Raw genomic sequence first — 21,614 nt, 5'->3', positions numbered from 1 at the left:
AGATCGTGACCACCGATACGTCCACCACAGCCGGGCCGTTGATCGAGATTCGACGCGAAGATCAGATCGCGCTCGTCAAACTGAATCGTGCTGACAAGCGCAACGCCATCAACGACGCATTACTGGCTGAACTCACGTCCGTGTTCTCCGATGGACTGAAGGGCGCGCGTGCCGTCATTCTCCGTGGCCAAGGCTTGCCGTAATACTCAGCATGGGGCCGATCGTGGATCGAACGAAGAAATACCTCGGTACCGGGGACGGCTCGGTTCTGGCGGTGAAGCGCTGCCTTTTGAAGAGCGTGCGCGAATTCATGGACATCTCGGTGTCGACGCGTGCGCGCCATGAAGAGATCGGATTTCACACCACCGGCCCGATTTCGGGCGTGTTCAAGGACGAGGCTAAGTGGCGCGCGCTGCTATGAACAACGATCTCACACAACGCCTGCAGCGGCTCGACACGTGCGCTGTCCCCGAAGCGCTCGATCGTCTCGGCATTACCGATACCGTGCCGGACAACTGGATCGTCGTCCTCGACAATTACTAAAGCTGACCGTGCGGTCCGCTCTACGTGGGGAATCTAATATGGCCCGCATCACACTTGGCATTGGCGATTCGCACAGTCCGATCCTGAATCTGCCTGGAGACAATTGGCAGCGACGTGCTAAAGACGATCTTGCGTCTACGACCAATACATCCCGGTCTATCGCACTCCTGCAGGTACCGGTATCGGCCTCGGGCTCTGCCAATCACTGCTACGGCGCATCAGCTGGTGTCCATGCGCCCGGGCCGCGAGTGCCACGGGCATCAAGTATGCCTTGCTGAGCGCCGTTCCGATCCTGCTCTGGGACGCGGTTCACTACTGGATGGCGGGTTGCAAATACGCACGGCTCAAGGATTCTGAACGGCAATGCAGCCTGCAGGTCAGCCAGAGCTGATGATTTCCATCCGCCTGACATGACCGCCGGTAGCTGTGGTCGTTTAAGGCGGCACCAGGCAAGCGCGCCACGCGAGCTTCTTTGATGACGCTCCCGAATGATTTTATCGGCCACTGGACTCATGTGAATGCGTATTACTAAGCGTTGCATGGAATTGTATGGATTCAACAAGTTTATGGCGTTTATAACCACGGAGGAGATCGCATGAAACTGAAGGAAATCAGCTGCGCAGCAGCGCTGTCATTGCTGGGCGTCGGACACGCATATGCACAAAGCAGCGTGACGCTATACGGGGTTGTGAATTCGGGCGTCACTTACATTAGCAATAGTGGCGGCCACTCGGTCTGGAAACTCGACAGCGGGATCGACCGGCCAAACGTATGGGGTTTAACCGGCCGGGAAGATCTGGGCGGTGGACTGGCGGCGCTTTTCAAACTCGAAAGCGGTTTTAACCTGACGAACGGCAACATGACTGCGGCCGGCAAGATTTTCAACCGCGACGCGTACGTCGGCCTGACCAGCAATCAATGGGGGACGGTCAAGATGGGGCAGATGTTCGACTACCTGTACCGCGACGTGACGTTCTATACGAATGGCGTGCAATTTGCACCTGCCTATTCGTTCCACCTCTCCTATGACATCGACCGCACCGCTGGCGAAGCGGTTGCGAACGCCGTCGACTACGAGACGCCGAACTATCGCGGCCTGCGGGCAGGCGTCATGTACGGGTTTAGCAACGGCAATTCCAACCATGTGTTGAGCACCGGGCTCTCCTATGCGCCGCAGGGGTTGATGGGTCCTTTCTCTGGATCGCTGGCATACACGCGCACCAATGGCAGCTCGTCGCCGACGACGGACGCAACGATTGCCCAAATCGTGTTCCACGGCGATAAAGTTTATACGGTCGCCGCGGGCGCGCGTCTCCAGGTTGCCAACAATGCGTACTTGAACGCTGTGTATTCGTATACGAACCTGACGCTTCCGCTCGGTTCGTCGATGATTACTCAGGATTTCGAAATTGGCGGAAAGTATGAGTTCGCACCGGATCTGCATGCTGGCGTCGGCTATTCGTACTTCATGCAGCGCGGTGTGAACGTCCAGGGCCTGACGCCGACGCAGAAATTCGGCATTGCCAGCGCAGGGATTGACTACCTGCTGTCGAAGCGGACCAGTATCTACGCGTTCGGCACGTTCCAGCACGCCTTCGCCGGCAACCAGCCGGCCGGCAACTTCCTCGTGACCGGCGCACCGGTCTTCGGTCCCGTGGCCGGCACCGGTATCGGGCCGACGGGGGCGGCTGCCGGGTTTTCGAGCGGCAGCAACCAGGCCGCAGTGCAGATCGGCATCAGGCAGATGTTCTAAGCACCGCAGCCTTTGGGCCGGCGCGCTTAATCCCATACGCGTAGCTATGTTACGTGCCGGGCCTCCTGGGACTCCGGCACTTGAACCCGCACCAGAAGGAGAAAACATGACCTTTTCACTCTATCGCAAGCTGGTATTGTCCGCGTCGATTACCGCCTTGAGCATCAGCTTCGCGGCCCAGACTCAGGCCAAGCCTGCCAGCGCGCCGGCCGCAACGTCCTCATCGGCTTCGGCCGCCTCGATGACGAAAGCCGAGATCAAGGCACAACGCAAAGCAGCGCGCAAGGAACAGCGGGCAGCGAAGAATGCTGAACTGAAGAGAGTCGGGGCACAGGGCGGTCAGAGCGATTCGTATACGGACTATCCGGACAAGACTCAGAACCCCCCGGCTAAAGTGCCTGCCGGAGCGAGCCACTAAGTGGTTCACTGCTTGCGCAAAAAGGCGGACCCGTTCGCCTTTTTGCATCCGCGGCGCTTTTGCACTTCAACACGTAGTCTTATCGGATCCATGCGCTCTCCGGTCGGTACATACCCGAATTCCTGACCATTAAAAACTAAGGCAACCTTCCAATCAACTACTTGATCGACCATTAATTGGCTCTCCATTTGTGTCGTTTACATAGATTGGATTAACCATGAGTTTGACTGTTGCACCAGAGTCCGGAGTCACGTTGCCGTTTACGAGCCGTGAATTTCGCAATGCCATGGGTCAGTTTGCGACTGGTGTTGTCGTTGTCACTGCTAACACGGAGGGCGAAGTCCACGCAATGACGGCCAACTCGTTTATGTCCGGCTCGCTCGAACCTCCGCTTGTTCTGGTTTCGATCGCGAAATCAGCAAAAATGCACGAACGGATAACCAAAGCGCAGAGCTTTGGCATCAGCATCCTGGCTCAGGATCAGGAATGGTGCTCAAACCATTTCGCGGGCAAAACCCATCCTGTCCTGGTGCCCAATTTCGTACAACTTGAACATACGCCAATCGTGGAAGGCGCAAACGTTCAGGTTGCGACCGTTCTCCGTCACGCCTATGAGTGTGGCGATCACACACTGTTCGTGGGCGAGGTCACGGCGCTTGTTCAAGACCAGGGTCCGGCACCGCCACTAGTTTTCCACGCGGGCAAATACGCTGCGATCGCGGGCGCCAACTGATACACCTCAAGATCAGGCCCACATACCCCAGCAGGAGACGCAATTGCTGAGCAAAGAGAAGAACGATCTACTGATCGCGACGTCGAAAGGCACACCGATGGGTGAGTTCCTGCGTCGCTATTGGCATCCGATTGCCGGGGTTTCGGAATTCGATACCAGGTTGATCAAGCCAATGCGTCTCTTTGGTGAAGATCTGGTTCTGTACCGGGATTTGAGCGGCAATTACGGCCTTCTCGATCGTCATTGTGTGCATCGTCGTGCGAGTCTCCAATTTGGCTACGTTGAGGACAAAGGCATCCGGTGTGCCTATCACGGCTGGAAATTCGAGGCGGATGGCAAGTGCTCCGAGCGTCCCTACGAAGATACAGCGGTTCCCGACGCGACGACCAGAGCCGGTCTCAAGATCACGAGCTACCTGGTCAGGGTTGCAGGCGGCATGCTTTGGACCTATATGGGTCCGATTGAGACGATGCCCGAACTGCCTGTCTGGGAGCCCTTCAATTGGCAAAACGGGTTTTGCCAGATCGTGACCTCGGTCATCAATTGCAACTGGCTCCAGTGCCAGGAGAATTCGATCGACCCTATTCATTTCGAATGGCAGCACTCGAATTATTCGGTGCGTCGCATGGGGGGCACGAAAGAGAAATACGTTCCGAGGCACACAGCACTCGATTTCACAGAGTTCGAATTCGGTTATCAGTATAAGCGGCAGCGCACGGACACCAACGCTGAGCATCCGCTATGGACCACGGGCCGCGTCTGTCTGTACCCAAATGGGTTCTTCCTCGGTGAGCACTTCGAATGGCGCGTGCCGGTCGATGACGGGCATACCCTGAGTATTTCCTGGTTTTATCTTCCGGTTCCCGCTGAAGCACGGCCCTATGTACAGGACCAGATCCCGACGTGGGAATCGCCTGTCATGGATGCGAATGGCAAATACCATGATTCGCATATTCTGAACCAGGATTTCATGGCTTGGGTCGGGCAAGGTACGATTGCCGATCGCACGAAAGAGGTTTTGGGTTCAAGCGACAAGGGCGTGGTAATGCTGCGTCGCCGGTTCGAGGCCGACCTTCAGGCGATTGCGGAAGGTCGCGATCCGAAGGGACTAATCCGCGATCCGGAACAAGCCAAAAATGTGAGCCTGCCTGTCGCGTTCCCCGATGAACAACTTAAGGCCGTACCTCGCGAGCAGTGGATGCAGAATGAGAATTTTAAACGCCACCTCACGAATTTTGTTTTCTCGATCGGTCAGCCGCCTGAGGTATTGCGCCAGTTGAAGGACGCGATCGGAGTCGAGTAAAACACATTAAAGGGGAGATTGGGGCCGTGAGCCCTTCCGGCTGATACGCCCCAAGTGCATAAGATCAGAGCGCTTGCCCGAGTCACTTGCTGCGCTTTACTTCGGCAGGCACAACATTGCTCAGGCTCCGTGATGATCACAGATCGAGTGTGAGCGTCGGGCTCGCACTGCGCGAGCAACAGACGAGCATACATTGACGCTCGGCCTTCTCTTCGGCCGACAGGAGTTTGTCCGCGTGGCTCGGTGTGCCGTCAATGACCTTGACCTCACACATTCCGCAAGTACCTTGCATGCAGCCGTATTGAACGTCCACGTTATGGTCGAGCAGCACGTCGAGAATAGACCGATCCTCAGGTATGCGATAAGTTGCCCCCGATTTCGCGAGCACGACATCGAATTCGGAAACCCCGCCAGTGGATGGAGGCTCCGCAGCCGAGAACCGTTCAAGATGAACTTGCGATCCAGGCTTTGATGACGCCGCGGCCTCGAATGCGTCGAGCATACCGGTGGGACCGCAGCAGTAGACGTGGGCGTCAGCCGGTGATTCGGCGATCACCGTCGCCATGTTCACGCGCGTGCCGCCGGGGATCTCATCGAAATAGGTGTAGAGCCGTCCCACAGTTGAGCCCTGCACAAACCGCTCGATCTCGTTGAGGTAGGCCGCGTGTTGCCGGTCGCGCGCCGAGTAATGGAGATGCCATTCGCGGCCCAGCGCCTCTAGCTGGCGAACCATCGACCAGATCGGGGTGATGCCGATGCCGCCAGCGAAGAGAATGCTGACACGGGCACCCGGATCGACCGGAAACAGATTGCGAGGCGTGCTGATCTTCGTTACGTCGCCGACACGCATCGCATCATGGACATATTGCGACGCGCCCCTGCTGTTCGCGTCCCTTGCGATCGCGATTTCGTAGACCCGGGGCGCTCCTTGTGCGCTGACAATGGAATAACAGCGGGACAGCCGTGAGCCCAGCCTGATATCAATGTGTGACCCGGCCTCGGCTTTCGGCAAATCGGAGCCATCCACGCGCTCGAGCACCAGACTGATAGTATTTTTCGACTCCCAAGTCATGGACTTGATTCGCACGTCGATAAAAGAATCGTCAATCAAGTTACACCTGTAAAAGCGATAGTTTTCAGAAGATCTGGGGCAGGGGAGGCGGCGTTGCACCGTCCGCTACTTAAATCAGATTGTCTGGAAGGTTTAGCAGCCCAGCATTTCCGCTCTCGATTCGCCGACACAGACTATCGATGAGCGGCATTTGACGCTGCATCCAAACTTCGGCCAGTGCGAGTTTGCGAATCCGCGTCTGTTCGTCAACGAAGCGCGCCGTTCGACCGTCTGTTACGATGGCCGCAATTTCCGCCCACATCCATCCGAGATAAAGCACCCCGACAGCGGTCATCAGATCATATGCCCCTGCCTCGAGCGCCCCCATATTACGGGCGCTCATGTGTGTCAGGCGTTCCAACGATATTTCCAGGCGTTGCAACGCGTACTCGAGTGGCTGCACATAATCATCGAGCCTTTTATCTTGGGAATGCCGGGCAATAAATTCGGAAATCGCGGTCGCAAAATGGTTCCACATACGTCTGTCGTGGGCCATGATTTTTCGGCTCGCCAGATCGGACGCGTGGATACCATTCGCGCCTTCGTAAATCTGCGTGATTCGCGAATTACGGACCAATCGCTCGATTCCATAGTCTTTGACGTAACCGTGACCGCCGAAAACCTGCTGGCATGCGACAGTGGTCTCGAAACCCCGGTCGGTGAAAAACGCTTTCATCACCGGAGTGAGCAGATCAAGAATATCAGCCGCTTTCTGACGTGCTGCCCTGTCGCTCAAATATCGGGCTTCGGATTGCAGGACGGCGGCCTTCATTGCACCCGCACGTGCGCCCTCGGCAAATGCCGATGATTCGAGCAGTAAGCGTCGAACATCCGGATGCGCGATAAGCGGATCGGCAACCGTTTTCGTGTCACGAGAGCTGCTGGCCGCGCGTCCTGAACGACGTTCGCGAGCATATTCCGCCGCATTCTGGCGCGCGATCTCCGCATGGCCGATACCCGATACGGCGGTACCGACACGAGCGTAATTCATCAGGTGGAACATTGGCGCCATGTTGGCCGTCGTTCCCTGACCTTCGGTGCTCTCAATGCGGTAGCCAACGGCGTTTTCGAAATCCAGCGCACAGGTGGCACTCGCTTCGATACCCATCTTGTGCTCGATTGAACGCACGTGCACCCCATTGCGATCACCTAGTACGCCCGTCTGCGGATCGATATTCTGCTTCGATACGAGAAACACGTTCACCGCGCTTAGGCCCTGAGGAATACGCCCCTCTTCGTCCACGGCTTTCGCGAGCACAATGTGGACAATGTTGTCCGTCAGATCATGATCGCCGCCAGAGATGAAAATCTTGTTGCCAGTAATGCGCCACGTTCCATCTTCCTGAGGCACAGCGCGGGTCGTGATCTGACGCAGATCCGTACCGGCTTGTGGCTCCGTCATGCTCATGGTCGCCGTCCATTCGCCGCTCGCGAGTTTGGGCACCACGTGCGCCTTGACCCAGTCCGGAGCAAGTGTGCCCAGCATATACGCCGCAGGTGAGCAGAAACTGCCGTACATCGAAAATGAATGACCGGTTGCGGCACGCATTTCCGAAATCGGCACCGACATAACGGGCGGCAAGCCACCTCCACCGAGTTCGGATGCCAGGCTCAATGAATGCCAACCCGCTTCGCGGTACGCATCCCATGCGGCCTTGAATCCGGCCGGAGTCGAAACCTGGCCGTCGTGAAAATGCGCGCCTGCCTCATCCGCCTTCTGATCAAGCGGGTGCAGCACTTCTTCGTGAAAAGTGGCGGCTGCCTCGAAAACGGCGGACGTGAAATCGGGTGTGAGATCCGTAAAACCAGGAAGATCGGTCCGGTCTTCGATCTTTAGGAAATCATGAAGAATAAAAAGCCAGTCCTGGGCCGGGGCTCGATAGTTCGCCATCGTTTAATCAGAAATTTTAATATCGGAAATGCGAGCCGCATCGGCTCCCGCGAGTTCAACCAACAGATCAGCCGGTTTGAATACGTCACCGTGCTTTTCGAGTGCGGTGAGTCGGCGCACCAGTTCGGGCAGGCCGATCTGGTCCGCGTAGTACATCGGTCCGCCCTTCCAGTCGGGCCAACCGTAACCCAGTTGCCAGATCAGATCGATGTCGGACGCGCGATCAACGATGCCCTCTTCGAGAAGTTTCGCGCCCTCATTGATCATTGGGAGAATCAGGCGATCGTGCACTTCCTGATCGGAAATCGCGCGGCGTTCGATGCCTTCGACGCACGATGCTTCCTCGATCAAAGTTGTGACCTCCGGATCGATTAGCGGCCGCTTCTTGCCCGGTTCGTAGCGATAGAAACCACGGCCGGCGCGCAAGCCCGTGCGCCCCCGGTTATACAGTTCATCCAGTAGCCAGTCTTTCTGACCGCGACGCTGGCGCGAACGGTACATGAGTTCAATGCCGCCCGTCATGTCCTGGAGTTCAAACGTACCCATCGGAAGGCCGACCTCGCGCAGCACACGATCTACCTGTTCGGGGAGCGCACCCTCGAGCAGCAGACGCGATGCCTGACGTTCGCGCGCGATCATCAGACGGTTGCCAACAAAGCCGTCACATACGCCGACCGGGACAGCCGTCTTTTTGATTTGAGCCGAAAACTGGAGCGCGGCATCGAGCGTTTCCGCCGATGTCGTGTCTGTGTGAACGACCTCGACGAGCTTCATCACGTTGGCCGGATTGAAGAAATGCAGGCCAATTACCGATTGCGGACGCGTCGTCGCCGCGGCAATCTGGTCGATGTCGAGGGTCGAGGTATTGGTCGCCAGAAGCGCCGAAGGCGATGCATATCGATCGATTTCGGCAAATAGTTTCTGCTTGACCTCCATGTCTTCGAACACGGCTTCGATGACGACATCAGCGCTCGCAATTGCCGATAGATCTCGATCCGCCGTCAACACCGAGAGTCGCGCATCGCGCTCGTTTTCGGTCAGCCTTCCCCGCTCCACGTCACGGTTCAGTGATTCCGTGATACGGGTGACCGCGTTCTCAAGCGAGTCGTCCGACTGATCAATCAGTCGGACCGATAGTCCGGCATTGAGAAGGGCAGTCGCGATGCCGATCCCCATATTGCCACTACCGATGACCGCGCCCCGCTCGAACAGCCGCGGCTGATCCGAAATCCGACACTCGAGCGCGGTATACGCGGCTTTCGTATATTCGCGTGCGGCGTTCGCACGTACGGTCGTGAAAGCCGGGGCGGGTGGTCCATCCTGAGTCGGCATCGAATGCAGAATGACCTCATCACCAATATTGAGGCTTCGAACATCCGCGTCGGTGACCACCGAATTGATGAGCAATCCTTCTTCCAGTTCGATGATTGCCGGCGCAAAAGGCTTGGGGCTGCGTTCAACGATTGAATAGGAATAGATGGTGCCGCGCCCAGACAATGAGTGCCATTCGGTTTTTTCACTGCCGCAGAAAGGGCAGTGCGAACGCGGATAATAATGCAACGTATCGCAGTCTTGACAGTGTTTCGCCAGCAGCTGACCCGAACGCATTGCCTCCCAAAAGGGCTCGTCGCCCGGAAACAGAACAGGTGCCGGAGGCAGATTCCGTTTTTGCGCCATATGATTACTCCGCTTTCAGAATGAGGGTGCCCGCGGCGTGTGCGCTCGCCAGATTGCCGCCCGTGCCATGTGCGAGTACGAAATCGCGGTTTTTGACCTGGACCGCTGGATGCGCTTGACCCCGAGACTGGCGCACCGCCTCGAGAATCTTGGTCATGCCACCTTTATTGCCCGGATGGTTGTTGCACAGGCCCCCGCCATCGGTATTGAACGGGAGCTTGCCGACGCCCGAAATGAGATTGCCGTCCATTACGAACTTGCCACCGTCTCCCTTGGCGCAGAAACCGAGGTCTTCGAGCTGGATCAGCACCGTGATCGTGAAGCTGTCGTAGAGCGATGCATATCCGATATCCCGGGGTGTGATCCCGGCCTCGGCAAATGCGTTGGCCCCTGATCGAGCGCCCGCCGAAGTCAGTAGATCGATTCTCCCTGCGTCAGGATGCTTGACGGCGGCGCCAGTTCCAACAACCGCAACTTTCGGACGCTTCAGTTGGGCCGCAATTGCCGGATTCACGATCACGAGCGCGCCGCCCCCGTCGGTGACAACGCAACAATCGAGGCGGTGCAGCGGATCGGCAACCATCGGTGAGCTGAGTACATCATCCACGGTCACAACTTCACGGTGCACCGCGTTTGGATTGTGCTGCGCGTGATGGGAAGCCGCGACCCTGACCCACGCCAGTTGCTTGCTCGTGGTACCGAATTCGTGCATATGGCGACGCGCAACCATCGCATAGCCGTACATCGGGGGAGGGGGCACCGCAGACTGGAAAGCCAGATTTGGCATCGTCGAGCGATCGACACCCGCAAGCGCGGTACCCGTGCCCGACGAGAGCGGGCGATCTGCCATTGTCACAAGGGCCACATTGCAGTGACCGGCGCGGATCGCTTCAACCGCGTGCGCCACGTGCAAAAGATAGGCCGAACCCCCGCTCTCGGTGGTATCGATGTGCCGCAGATTACGCAGGCCAATGTATTCAGCCATGGTGAGACCTCCAAGACCCGGAGCGTCCGCACCACAGAAATAACCATCGACATCATCGAGAGTCAGGCCCGCATCCTTCAGTGCGCCGAGCGCAACCTGCGCATGAAGCTGTGCCGTCGAGATCCCATCAGCACGACGCACGGGATGCTCATAGATCCCAGCAATGTACGCACCACCTTTGCTACCCATGGGGAGGCTCCTTGAATCCGATCATTATTAGTAAGGTTACTTTATATAGTACGATTCTCCATCAAAGCCGGACTCCATGATAGCGAGGGTTTCTACCGAATTCACGGCTATCTATAGGTAATATAGGCTTATGATTGATCCATCCACGACTAACGCGGTCTCACTCTATGTCAAACACTGAAACCCTGATACAGGTCGAACGCGAAGGCGATGTCGCGCTCGTGAAGCTCAACCGCGCGACGAAGCGCAACGCGATCAACGATGCATTGCTCGATGAACTGAATGTGATCTTCGTATCCGGTCTCGAAGGCGCGCGCGCTGTGATCCTTCACGGCGAAGGTGAGCATTTCTGTGCCGGCCTCGACCTCTTCGAACTGATGGCGAATCGGAGTTCCGACGTGATTGTGAGCCAGCGCCGTTCGCGTCGATGGTATCGAACGTTCGACCTGATGCAGTTTGGTGAGATTCCGGTTATCAGTGTGCTCAAGGGCGGCGTGATCGGCGGAGGCTTCGAACTCGCGGCTGCCACGCATGTGCGCGTCGCAGAAAAATCGACATTCTTCCAGTTGCCCGAAGGGCAACGCGGCATTTTCCTCGGTGGTGGCGGATCGGTTCGCATTCCTCGTCTGATCGGCGCATCCCGCGTCACCGAAATGATGCTCACGGGTAGCACGTTCGACGCTTTGGCGGCCGAGCGCATGGGTGTCGCGCACTATGTGACGGAAGATGGCGCAGGCCTTGACAAGGCGCGCGAGCTCGCGTCCAGAATCGTGGCCAATGCAGCGGCCACGAATTACGCGATTATCAACGGTATCACCCGCATTTCGGAAATGCCGCTTGGCGAGGGCCTGTTTGCCGAAACGATGGTGACGACGATGACACGAGCCGCCAACACCGGTGCCGACAAGCGCATCACCGATTTCTTCAACGAACGTCGCAATCAAACCCACGATTGATTCACAAGGAGACATCATGCCTTCTAAAGCGGACAATGATTTGTTGACCCGCGTATGCGGCGACGCTCCGATGGGAAAAATGTTGCGCCAGCATTGGTGGATGCCGGTGGCGCTATCCGACAAACTCGAAGCGGACGGCAAGCCCGTACGTATTCGCCTGTTTGGTGAAAACTATGTCGCGTTTCGCGACACTGACGGCAAGGTCGGTTTTTTTGACGAGGCGTGCCCGCATCGGGGCGCGTCGCTGGCACTTGGCCGCAATGAGGAAAATGGCTTGCGCTGCATTTTCCACGGTTGGAAATTCAACGCCGAAGGCGTGACCGTTGCGGTGCCGACTCAACCCAACAACGAAGCCGAGTATTGCAAGCACGTGCCGCTCAGGCACTACCCGGTGCGCGAAGAAGGCGGCATGGTCTGGGCATGGCTCGGTCAGGGAGACCTGGCCCCGGCGTTCCCCGAATTGCCGTGTGTCGGGCTCCCGCGCGAAAACTTCGTGGTCTTCCGTCAAAAAGTGAATGCCAACTGGCTACAGGGCGTCGAGACGACCATGGATTCCGCGCACCTGGGTGTCCTGCACCAGGAGTGGCTCAAGGGGTTCGGTGATATTGAGCTTTCATCCGCGAATATGGCTCCGGTTTATCACATCGTGCAGAAACCGTTTGGCTTTCGCTACGCGGCGGTCCGCGCGCTGAAAGAAAACCGTTCGTATGTGCGGGTCAACTCTTTCGTCATGCCGTGGTATGGCGTTATCTCTGGGAATAGTTCGGGGATCAGGGGCGGTTCGATGTTTTTCTCCGTGCCGATCGATGACGAAAATATCTGGTACTACCAGCTCACGTATCGCACGGACGGTAAGCTGGTCTTGAATCCGACGCTCGTATTCGACGACGCCGATTCGTGGCCCCCGCTACCTCCGGGGCCGGCTGAGGACAACTGGGGTCAAGATCGTGAGGCCATGAAGAACGGTCACTTTACGGGCTTCACGCAGATGCTGGGAACCGAGGATTTCGCGGTCATCATGAGCATGGGACCGATTTCGGACCGGACGAAGGAATATCTGGGTGCCGGTGACGGTGCTGTCCTGGCGGTTCGGCGTTGCCTCATGAATTCCGTCAAGGAGTTCATGAACGGCGATACCCCGAAGCTCGCACGTCACGCAGAGATCGACTACAAGAGCGCAGCCCCGGCGTCGGGTACGTTCGAAGACGAAGCCGGGTGGCGTGCGCTGCTGAAATAGATTCGCAATTTACGTACATGAAGCTCGGTGATGAAAATTGCCGGGTACTTTTGTCATGTGCTGTTCAAGACTCACCATTTTGGCTATGACGACTGATCTGAAAGACGCCCCGTTTCGCCATGTCCCGTTTTTGCATCGTGACATTAACCTCGAGCAGCGCAAAGACGGGACATTGATTCTCAGGAGCAGTATCGAACTCAAATCAGCGGTGCCGCATGTCCCGTTCCTGTTGCATCGGAGCGCCGATCGTCGGCCTGATCATCCGTGGCTGGTTCAACGACGCGGACCTGATAACGAATGGCAAGCACTGACCTACGGTCAAGCGCGATCGCAGATTCAGGCCGCGACTCAATTTTTGCTCGATCTGAACAAGCACGGTCGGACCGTGATGGTACTGAGCGAGAATTCGCCGGAGCATGGCGTTATCGAAATCGCGGCGATGCAGGCGCATATGCCGTATTCGCCGATCACGACTGCATATTCCTTGCTGAGTGGCGACCACGAGAAGCTGAAGGCGATGGCCGCACTTCTCGAACCGGCTGTAATTTTCGTCCAGAGCGGCAAGCGCTATGAGCGGGCCGTCAAGGCAATCGATGATCAAGCACTCGTGATCTGCGTCGAAGATCCGATCGATGCACCTAATGTCGTGACCTGGGATCAGGTGATCGCGACCGAAGCAACGGATCAGGTACGCATTTCGATTGATTCGATCAAGCCGGATACGATTGCCAAGTATCAATTCACGTCAGGATCGACCGGGACTCCGAAGGCCGTGATTGTGACGCAGCGTATGCTCACGGTCTCGCTGATGATGACGGAACAGATGTTCGCGTGGAAGCCGGGCGCAATGCCGGAAACGGTGCTGCTCGAATGGCTTCCGTGGTCGCACGTTGCCGGCGGTCACTCGATCTTCAACTGCGTGCTTGAGGAATGCGGCACGATGTACCTCGATGATGGCCGGCCGACACCGGCCGAATTCGCGAAGACGTTGCGCAATCTGCGCGAGGTCTCGCCGTCACGTTTCAGTGGCGTCCCTGTCGCATATGCGATGCTTGTCGATGCATTGCAAAAGGACCCGGAACTCGGATCCGCAATGTTCAGCAATATGCAGCGTATGACGTATTCGGGCTCGCGTCTGCCGGACGCGACGTATGAGGCTATGCAACGCGAAGCCATCAAGTACTCGGGCCGCAAGATTCCGTTCGTTTCGGCTTACGGTTCGACCGAGACCTCAGCCGCTGTGACGTACGTGCATTGGGCAACCGATCGCACGGGTATGATCGGACTTCCACATCCGGGCGTCGAACTCAAGCTCGTACCGCTCGAGGATGGGACCCGCTATGAAATCCGGGTCCGCAGTGAAGCCGTGACACCCGGCTATTTGAAAAACCCGGAGCTGACGGCGCAGGCATTCGATGATGAAGGCTTTTTTATCATGGGCGACGCGGCGACATTTGTCGATCCGGAGCATCCTGAAGAAGGGATGGTATTTGCGGGTCGGGTGGCAGAAGAATTCAAACTTATGTCCGGTATTTTCGTTCGCGTTTCGTGTCTCAAAGCTGAATGCGTCAGCGCGTGTGCCCCTCTCGTGCGCGACATGGTGATCACGGGCGCCGATCGTCCCTATGTAGGGGCACTCGCGTGGCTGAACATCGAAGCCTGCAATATGTATCTGAAACAGAGTGGCCTCGGGTTTTCCGATCTGGTAAAGAATCCGGATATCAGGCGCGCGCTCCGTTCCGCACTCCAGGCGCATAATGAGCGCAACCCCGGGTCCAGCATGAAGATGAAACGCCTATGGCTGCTGGAGCAGCCGGCGTCCATGGATCGGGGTGAGACTAACGATAAGGGTTACATCAATCAGCGGAAGGTCCTGGAATCGAGGGCAATCGAAGTCCAGGCGCTTTACGATGTTGTCGAGGCCCCGAATCTGATAGTGATAGAGGCTTAAACATCGATAAAGGCCTCTTGGTTGATCATACAAGAGTCCTTTATCAATAGGCCTGTCCAGCGTTTTCTCCCTGGTGTTTGCCTTTCGCACACTACTCGACGTGTTCGAACTCGATCCGCGTAGCCTCGCTCAATACGCCCAGGTTGCATTCGTCAACAACAAGGGCAACAACAATCACGGCCTGAACATAAGCGACGGTGCGACCACGCTGTTTGCTCCGTCTGTCACGACGGTCGGCGTGAACACCGGCATTCGCACGCTGTTCTGATCGCGCGTCGTAACTAATATAGGTAGAAGCAGTAACGAAGCCAGGCTTATCTCACGATAAGTCTGGCTTTCTTATTGCTCGATGCGCTGCATAGGTGAACACCCCTACTCATCGATTGAATTTCGACTGATAGTATTCATAAGGGTACTTGTTTGTCTCGGCTTACCCGACGCTTCCGTAACGTCACATCACGATAGTGGAATCGGCTCTGTAACCGAGACTCGGGCGGAACATTATTATCAGGCACGGTGATGAAATACGAAGGCAAACGATCGATTGAAGTTCCGGGTGTGACTCATGGACAGACGCCGATTCCGATGGGTGCCAGAAGGGGTAACTTCATCTTTTCGTCAGGCATCGCGGGTAAAGATCCGCAGACGGATACGCTGCCTGAAGATGCGCAATCGCAGGCTAAATTCGCGTTCCAGAATATGCGGACGCTCGTCGAAGCAGGTGGCGGTACCGTCAACGATATTGTGCGTGTCACGGTATTTCTCAAAGACGGATCGCTTCGTCCGATCGTCAACCCGCCTTGGCTTGAATTGTTTCCCGATCCTGAAGATCGTCCGGCGCGGCACGCACAGATCGTGGATCTGCCGGGCGGCATGCAGATCCAGCTTGAAGTGATCGCAGTGCTCGGTGATTAGGTATTCAGAATTCAGTTCCAAGGAGGTGTGCTATGACTAAAGACGAGAACGAATTGTTGACCAGGGTCTCGGGCGACGCTCCGATGGGTCAAATGATTCGCCAGAACTGGTGGATTCCGGCGTTGCGTTCGGCGTCGCTCGTCGCTAGCGGAAGACCTGAGCGTGTGCGACTCTTCGGTCAGAATTTCGTAGCTTTCCGTGGTGATAATGGCAAGGTCGGCTTCTTTGACGAAGCTTGCCCGCACCGTGGGGCTTCGCTGGCACTCGCCCGCAACGAAGACAACGCGCTGCGTTGCATCTTCCACGGCTGGAAATTCAATTCCGAAGGCGTGACTGTCGCGGTGCCGACGCAGCCAAATAACGAAGCGGAGTATTGCAAACACGTGCCGCTCAGGCACTATCCGACTCAGGAAGCGGGTGGCATCGCGTGGGTATATCTCGGACCGGGCGAACCCCCGAAATTCGCTGATTTGCCGTTCGTGGGCTTGCCGGCCGATCAGGTAGTGGTGCATCGTCAGCGCCTCGAATGCAACTGGCTGCAAGCAGTCGAGACTACGATGGACTCGGCGCACGTCGGTGTTCTTCACCAGTCGTGGCTCGAACACGAAATGACCAATGCCTCGGTCAACCAGGCTCCAGTCTACAAAATCAGGCAGAAGGAATACGGCTTCCGTTACGCGGCTGTACGCGCACTCGGAGATGGCAGGTCATATGTGCGCACCAATTCGTTCGTCATGCCATGGTACGGCATGATTTCACCGCGTAAGGCCGGTGACACCACGCGCTCGCAGATGTTCTTCTCTGTGCCTATTGATGACGAGAACACGTGGTATTGGCACATGACGTTCATCCTGGACAAGCCAGTTCCCCATGAAGATTACATCTTTCCCGCCGATCGCGACAACTGGCCTCCGGTTTCGTCGCGTTCGCCCGACGATCTCTGGGGCCAGGATCGCGAAGCGATGAAGAACGGTCACTTTTCTGGCTTCCCGCAAACGCTTGGTACCGAAGATTTCGCAATCCTTCTCAGTATGGGCACGCTCCAGGATCGCACCAAAGAATATCTCGGTGCCGGTGACGGTGCGGTGATGCAGGTCCGTCGCTGCCTGATGAATTCATTAACCGAATTTTCGGCAGGTTCAGTGCCGAAGCTGGCACAGCACGAAAAGATCGACTACAGGTCGGTCATGCCACTGGGCGGCGTCTACGAGAACGACCAGCAATGGCAAGCAACGTTGTAATTTGAAATCTTTTCCCTACGAGTCATATCCAAAATGTCACTTATCATCGATTCGCATGCTCACGTCGTGATTCCAGGCGAAAGCTATAAATTCATGGCCGAACTCGCGTCTCACCGCGCTAATCCGCACGTCGGTGTGCCCAGGTTGAGCGATGACGCGGTGCGCAAAGCCGGTCAGACGATCATCGAGATCATGGATCGTGTCGGTACGGACATTCAGTTCCTGTCGCCGCGTCCGTACATGCAGATGCATTCGATCAAGCCCGCGAAGGTGACGGCGCTATGGACGAAGCACATGAACGATCTGGTTCACCAGACCGCCGAAATGTGGCCCACGCGTTTTCGCAAGGTAGCAGGTTTGCCGCAGTACCGTAATGAAAGCCCGGTCAACTGCCTCGCAGAACTCGAATTCCGCGTAAAGGAGCAGGGTTTTATCGGTTGTCTGCTGAATCCGGATCCGACCGAAGGCGATGACACGCCGCCCCCAGGACTGGGGGATTCGTTCTGGTTCCCGCTGTATGAAAAGCTGTGCGAACTCGATATTCCTGCGCTGATCCACTCAGCCGGCAGTTGCCAGCCGCGCGAGTCGTACACGCTGAAATTTATCAACGAAGAAAGCATCGCCATTCTGTCGCTGATGGAATCGGACGTGTTCGATCGTTTCCCGAACCTGAAGCTGATCGTCCCGCACGCCGGCGGCGCAATTCCCTACCAGATGGGCCGCTTCCGTGCCTGGAACATCCGTCGCGGTGTGATGCCTTTCGAGCAAAAGCTGCGTCAGCTCCACTACGACACCACCAATTACGACAAGGATTCGCTCGAGCTCCTGATCAAAAAGGTGGGTGCAGATCGGGTGCTGTTCGCCACCGAAAAGCCTGGCACCGGCAGCGCCGTCGATCCGGAAACGGGTCTGGACCTGGACGATCTGAAGCCGGTTATCGAATCGATGGCCATGCTCTCGCAAGAGGACAAGGACAACATCTTCCGCTGCAACTGCATGAAGCTGTACTCGCGTTTTCGTACCGGCGAATAGTAATCGATCGGCAGAGAAACGCAGCGCGGGACATCGGTCCCGCGCTTTGTCGTAAGCAAATTCGGAATTGATTAAACATCATGGCCAAAATCGTTGCTGGCGTCGCGACTTCTCATACGCCCCTTCTGACGCTCGGTGCTGCACAATGGATTCATCGGGCAAATGTCGATTATGAAAACCCGGAACTCAACACGTCCGATGGACGGTTGATGACGTATTCACAGTTGCTGACTGAAGTAGGGCCGCGCTACGAGAACGAAGTGGATGTTCCGACGCTGGCCAAAAAGGAGCAGCAATGCAATGACGCGCTAGACAAGCTCGCGGCATTCGTTGCTCAGGTCAAGCCCGATGTCGCGATCATCATCGGTGACGATCAGGCAGAACTTTTCAACAGCGCCAATCAACCGGCGTTCGCGATCTACCACGGACAGACCGCATACACGATCGACAAGCTCCAGGAGCCGACGACGCCTGATTGGCTACGTACGGTGCGCAAAGGCTATATGCTCGATCAGGTCCACGGATTGCCTTGTGATCCCCAGATGGCGCTCACGTTGATCAAAGGACTGATCGATGAAGAGGTGGATGTCGCGGCTTCGGACCACGTGGAGGACCCGCTGGACAAGGGTTTTGGTCATGCGTACGGCTTCGTGGTCAAACGTCTGTTTGCCGGTCTCCCGATTCCGATCGTACCGGTGCTATTGAATACCTATTTCAGTCCGAACGTCCCATCGTCGCGTCGTTGCTACAACGTGGGCCGTGCAATTCGTCGTGTGGTCGAAGCGATCCCGGGCAACCAGCGCGTAATGGTCATCGCGAGCGGCGGTCTGAGCCACTTCGTGGTCGATGAACCGCTCGACCGTCAGATCATTGCGGCCTTCGAGAACAAGGATGCCGATTTTCTCCAGAGCATCCCGCGAGGCGCACTCAATTCCGGTTCCTCGGAAATTCTGAACTGGGTAACGGTGGCGGGCGCGCTCGAGCACCTGAATGTGCAGAGTGCCGAGTATTTCCCGCTTAGGCGAACTCCCGCAGGTACCGGCGTCGGCGCAGGGTTTGTTACCTGGGCGTAAAGGGCAGCAAATAAAAGAATGAACTAATCGATATAAATGCTCAGATTCTGAGCGTAACAGGAGACTGAAGATGTCCACCGCAGAAGCAACCCGGATTTCGACCAGGAGTCGAGGTTACGAGCGATGGTTGTTGTTTTTGCTCGTTCTAATCTATGCATCCAGTATGACGGATCGCATTCTGGTCGCAATAGTCGCTCCGGTGCTCAAACGTGAAATGGGGCTTTCGGATCTCCAGCTTGGTTTGCTCAGCGGTCTCGCGTTCTCGATTTTCTACGCGACGCTCGGTATTCCAATTGGGCGACTGGCTGAACGTTATAACCGCAAGTTGATGATCGCGGTTTCGATTGTTGCCTGGTCTCTGATGACGATGCTTTGCGGTACCGCAGGTAGCTTCGCTTCGATGATGGTCTACCGTCTTGGCGTCGGTATCGGTGAAGCGGGCTCGACCCCGACTTCGCACTCGCTGCTTTCGGATCAGTTTCCACCGTCCAAGCGTGCAACCGTTTACGGTATCTACGCACTGGGACCGGCAGTTGGCGTTTTCATTGGCGCATTCGGCGGTGGTACGATTGCCCACCTTTATGGTTGGCGCATGGCGTTCTACGCATTCGGTTTCCCGGGTATCATCCTGGGCCTGATTGCTTATTTCACGCTGCGTGAACCGAAGCGTGGCAACTTCGACTCCATCGAGTCCAAGCATGTTCCGGCGCTCAGGGAAGTCCTTGCCGCGTTCGTGCGTGAAAAGCCGTTCTGGCAAATGTCTCTCGGTATCGTGACGACCTCGATTTCGATTTACGGCACGTTCATGTTCCAATCGATCTATATGGGTCGCACGTTTGGCCTGAATATGCAACAGGCGGGATTGACGCTTGCGATCGTCAATGGCGTTGGCGCATTCGTCGGCGGCTTGATCGGTGGCTATGGTTCGGACTGGATGGCGAAACGTGACCGTCGTTGGTACGGCTGGATTCCGGCGGTCGGATCGCTTTTGGGTATTCCGTTCACGATCATTTCATTTACGTCGATGAACTTCGCGGTCTCCACCGTCGCAATGTTCTTGATGGCGACTTCGCTGAACGTGTGGAACGGTCCTTCGTTTTCGGTCATTCACAGCCGACTCGAACCGCGTATGCGCGCCACGGCCTCGGCACTCGTGTTCCTGCTGATGAATCTTGTCGGCCAAGGTCTGGGCCCGGCATGGGTGGGCTGGATGAGCGACAGGTTCGCAGCGAACATCTTTACCGGCAGCGGCGATTATGCGGCGGCCTGCAAGGCTCCGATCGCTGACGCAGTGGCCGCATCGTGCCACGTGGCGGGTACACAAGGTCTGCGCTATGCAATGATTGCCCCGATCATCATGGTCGCGATCGCAACGTGGTCGTTCTTTGCTGCGGCGAGGAGTATCGGGCGCTCGAAGTGATTTGAATCCGGGTAACAAGAACCCCGCTTAGGCGGCAATGCCGTTCAGTTAATGTCTTTTCTACTGTACCGCACGGACTAACGCGAAGGGCGGGATTTGGCGACCTGGTCGCATGCGCGCCCGGGTCGTTTTTCGTGTTTTCCACAAGATCCCGCAGACCGAGCTTGTAACGCAAGTACCAGCGGACACACACGATGATCACCTCGCGGTCGAGGTGACGACCTGCGAACAATTCCTCCGGGCTTTTCGGCTTGCTCATGGTCGGCTCTCCATTTGTTCAGTCCGACACGCTAACCGATTAGCCGGAGCGAGAGGAGAACAAAGGATGACGAAGGAGAACATTCAGGCCATCGCCGCGCGTCTGCGCGAAGCGGAACGTACCCGCGAAGCGATCGATCCGGTGCGCCGCGAGGTCGCACTGGGCGGCAATCCGCTGGGCGGCAATCCGCTGGGCGGCATTCCGCTCGGCGGCATACCGCTGGACGACTTGGCGACCGCCTACGCGGTACAGCAGGCCAACGTCGATGCACGCGTGGAGGCAGGCGAGCGCATCGTCGGCCGCAAGATCGGCCTGACCTCGCTGCCGGTGCAGAAACAGCTCGGCGTGGACCAGCCCGATTTCGGCGCGCTGTTTGCCAGCATGGCCTACGGCGACCACCAGCCGATTCAACTGGCCGGTCTGATCCAGCCGAAGGTCGAAGCCGAGATCGCACTCGTGCTCAGGCGGGACCTGAGGTGCGACAAGCACACCTATGCAGACCTGATCAACGCCACCGATTTCGCGCTGGCCGCGATCGAGGTGGTGGACAGCCGCATCCGTGGCTGGGATATCCGTTTCGTCGATACCGTGGCCGATAACGCCTCGAGCGCGGCCTTCGTGGTCGGCAGCCGCCCGGTACCGCTCGCGGACCTCGATCTGTTCAAGGCCGCCATGACGCTCGAACGCGACGGCGAAGTGCTGTCGCAGGGCAGCGGCGCGGCCTGCCTTGGCAATCCGCTCAATGCCGCGATCTGGCTGGCCGACCGCATGGTGCAGTTCGGTACGCCGCTGCGCGCCGGCGATGTGGTGCTGACGGGCGCGCTGGGACCGATGGTCGCGGTCACGCGGCCCGGTACCTATACGGCGCAGATCGAAGGCCTCGGCAGCGTGCGCGCGACCTTCGCATAACAGGTCATTGCTCAGGTC

General features: G+C 57.1%; 22 protein-coding genes and 1 pseudogene. 17 read left to right on the top strand and 6 right to left on the bottom strand.

Annotated features, from left to right (window positions below; genetic code table 11):
* The first annotated feature begins 5 nt into the window (after nt 1-5).
* The 5 genes from AB4Y34_RS30380 (at nt 6) to AB4Y34_RS30360 (ending at nt 2,714) form a co-directional block, all read left to right on the top strand.
* Nucleotides 6-203, top strand: a complete 198-nt coding sequence (locus AB4Y34_RS30380; protein ID WP_368718105.1) for a hypothetical protein — start codon at nt 6-8, stop codon at nt 201-203.
* 8 nt (nt 204-211) lie between these two features.
* Nucleotides 212-421 (top strand): hypothetical protein, encoded by a 210-nt coding sequence (locus AB4Y34_RS30375; RefSeq protein WP_368718104.1) that lies wholly within the window; start codon nt 212-214, stop codon nt 419-421.
* The gene (locus AB4Y34_RS30370) at nt 418-543 is read left to right on the top strand and encodes a hypothetical protein (RefSeq protein ID WP_368718103.1); all 126 of its coding nucleotides are present in this window, start codon (nt 418-420) and stop codon (nt 541-543) included. The genes AB4Y34_RS30375 and AB4Y34_RS30370 overlap by 4 nt, the downstream gene beginning before the upstream one ends.
* 595 nt (nt 544-1,138) lie before the next feature.
* Complete coding sequence (locus AB4Y34_RS30365; RefSeq protein WP_176380441.1) at nt 1,139-2,296, top strand: porin; 1,158 nt, start codon at nt 1,139-1,141, stop codon at nt 2,294-2,296.
* Between the two features lie 106 nt (nt 2,297-2,402).
* Complete coding sequence (locus AB4Y34_RS30360; RefSeq protein WP_368718102.1) at nt 2,403-2,714, top strand: hypothetical protein; 312 nt, start codon at nt 2,403-2,405, stop codon at nt 2,712-2,714.
* 5 nt (nt 2,715-2,719) lie between these two features.
* On the opposite strand, the gene AB4Y34_RS30355 is transcribed toward AB4Y34_RS30360, so the two are convergent.
* Nucleotides 2,720-2,887 carry a hypothetical protein gene (locus AB4Y34_RS30355; protein ID WP_368718101.1) on the bottom strand — a complete coding sequence of 56 codons (168 nt, stop codon included), beginning with the start codon at nt 2,885-2,887 and terminating at the stop codon, nt 2,720-2,722.
* Between the two features lie 44 nt (nt 2,888-2,931).
* Between AB4Y34_RS30355 and AB4Y34_RS30350 the strand changes: the two genes are divergently transcribed.
* Together AB4Y34_RS30350 and AB4Y34_RS30345 are read left to right on the top strand one after the other, a co-directional pair.
* On the top strand, nt 2,932-3,447 hold the full coding sequence (locus AB4Y34_RS30350) for a flavin reductase family protein (RefSeq protein ID WP_176380443.1): 516 nt from the start codon (nt 2,932-2,934) through the stop codon (nt 3,445-3,447).
* A gap of 43 nt (nt 3,448-3,490) precedes the next feature.
* A complete protein-coding gene (locus AB4Y34_RS30345; RefSeq protein WP_368718100.1) occupies nt 3,491-4,750 on the top strand; it encodes a Rieske 2Fe-2S domain-containing protein in 1,260 nt (419 codons plus the stop codon).
* A gap of 136 nt (nt 4,751-4,886) precedes the next feature.
* Here AB4Y34_RS30345 and AB4Y34_RS30340 read toward each other — a convergent pair whose 3' ends face one another.
* The 4 genes from AB4Y34_RS30340 to AB4Y34_RS30325 form a co-directional block, all read right to left on the bottom strand.
* A complete protein-coding gene (locus AB4Y34_RS30340) occupies nt 4,887-5,861 on the bottom strand; it encodes a 2Fe-2S iron-sulfur cluster-binding protein (protein WP_368718099.1) in 975 nt (324 codons plus the stop codon).
* A 70-nt stretch (nt 5,862-5,931) separates the two neighbouring features.
* Nucleotides 5,932-7,752, bottom strand: coding sequence for an acyl-CoA dehydrogenase family protein (locus AB4Y34_RS30335; protein WP_368718098.1), 1,821 nt, complete (start codon nt 7,750-7,752; stop codon nt 5,932-5,934).
* A 3-nt stretch (nt 7,753-7,755) separates the two neighbouring features.
* On the bottom strand, nt 7,756-9,429 hold the full coding sequence (locus AB4Y34_RS30330) for a 3-hydroxyacyl-CoA dehydrogenase NAD-binding domain-containing protein (protein ID WP_368718097.1): 1,674 nt from the start codon (nt 9,427-9,429) through the stop codon (nt 7,756-7,758).
* Between the two features lie 4 nt (nt 9,430-9,433).
* Nucleotides 9,434-10,603 (bottom strand): thiolase domain-containing protein, encoded by a 1,170-nt coding sequence (locus AB4Y34_RS30325; protein ID WP_176380447.1) that lies wholly within the window; start codon nt 10,601-10,603, stop codon nt 9,434-9,436.
* Between the two features lie 167 nt (nt 10,604-10,770).
* On the opposite strand from AB4Y34_RS30325, the gene AB4Y34_RS30320 reads away from it, so the two are divergent.
* The 9 genes from AB4Y34_RS30320 to AB4Y34_RS30280 all read left to right on the top strand — a co-directional run bounded on the left by AB4Y34_RS30320 (nt 10,771) and on the right by AB4Y34_RS30280 (nt 20,428).
* Entirely contained in the window at nt 10,771-11,559 is a 789-nt protein-coding gene (locus AB4Y34_RS30320) for a crotonase/enoyl-CoA hydratase family protein (protein WP_368718096.1), read from the top strand.
* 16 nt (nt 11,560-11,575) lie between these two features.
* Entirely contained in the window at nt 11,576-12,796 is a 1,221-nt protein-coding gene (locus AB4Y34_RS30315) for a Rieske 2Fe-2S domain-containing protein (protein ID WP_176380449.1), read from the top strand.
* Between the two features lie 85 nt (nt 12,797-12,881).
* Complete coding sequence (locus AB4Y34_RS30310; protein WP_368718095.1) at nt 12,882-14,747, top strand: AMP-binding protein; 1,866 nt, start codon at nt 12,882-12,884, stop codon at nt 14,745-14,747.
* Between the two features lie 73 nt (nt 14,748-14,820).
* Complete coding sequence (locus AB4Y34_RS30305; RefSeq protein ID WP_368718094.1) at nt 14,821-15,015, top strand: hypothetical protein; 195 nt, start codon at nt 14,821-14,823, stop codon at nt 15,013-15,015.
* A 251-nt stretch (nt 15,016-15,266) separates the two neighbouring features.
* Entirely contained in the window at nt 15,267-15,662 is a 396-nt protein-coding gene (locus AB4Y34_RS30300; protein WP_176380452.1) for a RidA family protein, read from the top strand.
* Between the two features lie 32 nt (nt 15,663-15,694).
* Nucleotides 15,695-16,903: an aromatic ring-hydroxylating dioxygenase subunit alpha gene (locus tag AB4Y34_RS30295; RefSeq protein WP_368718093.1), complete on the top strand. Its 1,209-nt coding sequence runs from the start codon at nt 15,695-15,697 to the stop codon at nt 16,901-16,903.
* A gap of 33 nt (nt 16,904-16,936) precedes the next feature.
* Nucleotides 16,937-17,935, top strand: a complete 999-nt coding sequence (locus AB4Y34_RS30290) for an amidohydrolase family protein (protein WP_368718092.1) — start codon at nt 16,937-16,939, stop codon at nt 17,933-17,935.
* Between the two features lie 80 nt (nt 17,936-18,015).
* Complete coding sequence (locus tag AB4Y34_RS30285) at nt 18,016-19,008, top strand: hypothetical protein (protein ID WP_368718091.1); 993 nt, start codon at nt 18,016-18,018, stop codon at nt 19,006-19,008.
* 70 nt (nt 19,009-19,078) lie between these two features.
* Nucleotides 19,079-20,428, top strand: coding sequence for an MFS transporter (locus AB4Y34_RS30280; RefSeq protein WP_176380456.1), 1,350 nt, complete (start codon nt 19,079-19,081; stop codon nt 20,426-20,428).
* A gap of 139 nt (nt 20,429-20,567) precedes the next feature.
* Here AB4Y34_RS30280 and AB4Y34_RS30275 read toward each other — a convergent pair.
* Nucleotides 20,568-20,687: pseudogene (locus AB4Y34_RS30275) on the bottom strand (IS6 family transposase); the annotation flags it as partial.
* Between the two features lie 66 nt (nt 20,688-20,753).
* Here AB4Y34_RS30275 and AB4Y34_RS30270 point away from each other — a divergent pair.
* A complete protein-coding gene (locus tag AB4Y34_RS30270) occupies nt 20,754-21,596 on the top strand; it encodes a 2-keto-4-pentenoate hydratase (RefSeq protein ID WP_368718090.1) in 843 nt (280 codons plus the stop codon).
* Nucleotides 21,597-21,614: the final 18 nt, after the last annotated feature.

Origin of the sequence: Paraburkholderia sp. BR10954 (assembly GCF_040965775.1) — a bacterium.
Classification (GTDB): domain Bacteria; phylum Pseudomonadota; class Gammaproteobacteria; order Burkholderiales; family Burkholderiaceae; genus Paraburkholderia; species Paraburkholderia youngii.
This window is presented reverse-complemented; position numbering and strand designations above follow the sequence as displayed.

What these genes read in the sequence shown, in the direction of transcription:
- AB4Y34_RS30375 (WP_368718104.1), top strand. Translation starts at nt 212, where the DNA reads ATGGGGCCGATCGTGGATCGAACGAAGAAATACCTCGGTACCGGGGAC.
- AB4Y34_RS30370 (WP_368718103.1), top strand. Translation starts at nt 418, where the DNA reads ATGAACAACGATCTCACACAACGCCTGCAGCGGCTCGACACGTGCGCT.
- AB4Y34_RS30365 (WP_176380441.1), top strand. Translation starts at nt 1,139, where the DNA reads ATGAAACTGAAGGAAATCAGCTGCGCAGCAGCGCTGTCATTGCTGGGC.
- AB4Y34_RS30360 (WP_368718102.1), top strand. Translation starts at nt 2,403, where the DNA reads ATGACCTTTTCACTCTATCGCAAGCTGGTATTGTCCGCGTCGATTACC.
- AB4Y34_RS30355 (WP_368718101.1), bottom strand. Translation starts at nt 2,887, where the DNA reads ATGGTCGATCAAGTAGTTGATTGGAAGGTTGCCTTAGTTTTTAATGGT.
- AB4Y34_RS30350 (WP_176380443.1), top strand. Translation starts at nt 2,932, where the DNA reads ATGAGTTTGACTGTTGCACCAGAGTCCGGAGTCACGTTGCCGTTTACG.
- AB4Y34_RS30335 (WP_368718098.1), bottom strand. Translation starts at nt 7,752, where the DNA reads ATGGCGAACTATCGAGCCCCGGCCCAGGACTGGCTTTTTATTCTTCAT.
- AB4Y34_RS30330 (WP_368718097.1), bottom strand. Translation starts at nt 9,429, where the DNA reads ATGGCGCAAAAACGGAATCTGCCTCCGGCACCTGTTCTGTTTCCGGGC.
- AB4Y34_RS30325 (WP_176380447.1), bottom strand. Translation starts at nt 10,603, where the DNA reads ATGGGTAGCAAAGGTGGTGCGTACATTGCTGGGATCTATGAGCATCCC.
- AB4Y34_RS30320 (WP_368718096.1), top strand. Translation starts at nt 10,771, where the DNA reads ATGTCAAACACTGAAACCCTGATACAGGTCGAACGCGAAGGCGATGTC.
- AB4Y34_RS30315 (WP_176380449.1), top strand. Translation starts at nt 11,576, where the DNA reads ATGCCTTCTAAAGCGGACAATGATTTGTTGACCCGCGTATGCGGCGAC.
- AB4Y34_RS30310 (WP_368718095.1), top strand. Translation starts at nt 12,882, where the DNA reads ATGACGACTGATCTGAAAGACGCCCCGTTTCGCCATGTCCCGTTTTTG.
- AB4Y34_RS30300 (WP_176380452.1), top strand. Translation starts at nt 15,267, where the DNA reads ATGAAATACGAAGGCAAACGATCGATTGAAGTTCCGGGTGTGACTCAT.
- AB4Y34_RS30295 (WP_368718093.1), top strand. Translation starts at nt 15,695, where the DNA reads ATGACTAAAGACGAGAACGAATTGTTGACCAGGGTCTCGGGCGACGCT.
- AB4Y34_RS30290 (WP_368718092.1), top strand. Translation starts at nt 16,937, where the DNA reads ATGTCACTTATCATCGATTCGCATGCTCACGTCGTGATTCCAGGCGAA.
- AB4Y34_RS30285 (WP_368718091.1), top strand. Translation starts at nt 18,016, where the DNA reads ATGGCCAAAATCGTTGCTGGCGTCGCGACTTCTCATACGCCCCTTCTG.
- AB4Y34_RS30280 (WP_176380456.1), top strand. Translation starts at nt 19,079, where the DNA reads ATGTCCACCGCAGAAGCAACCCGGATTTCGACCAGGAGTCGAGGTTAC.
- AB4Y34_RS30270 (WP_368718090.1), top strand. Translation starts at nt 20,754, where the DNA reads ATGACGAAGGAGAACATTCAGGCCATCGCCGCGCGTCTGCGCGAAGCG.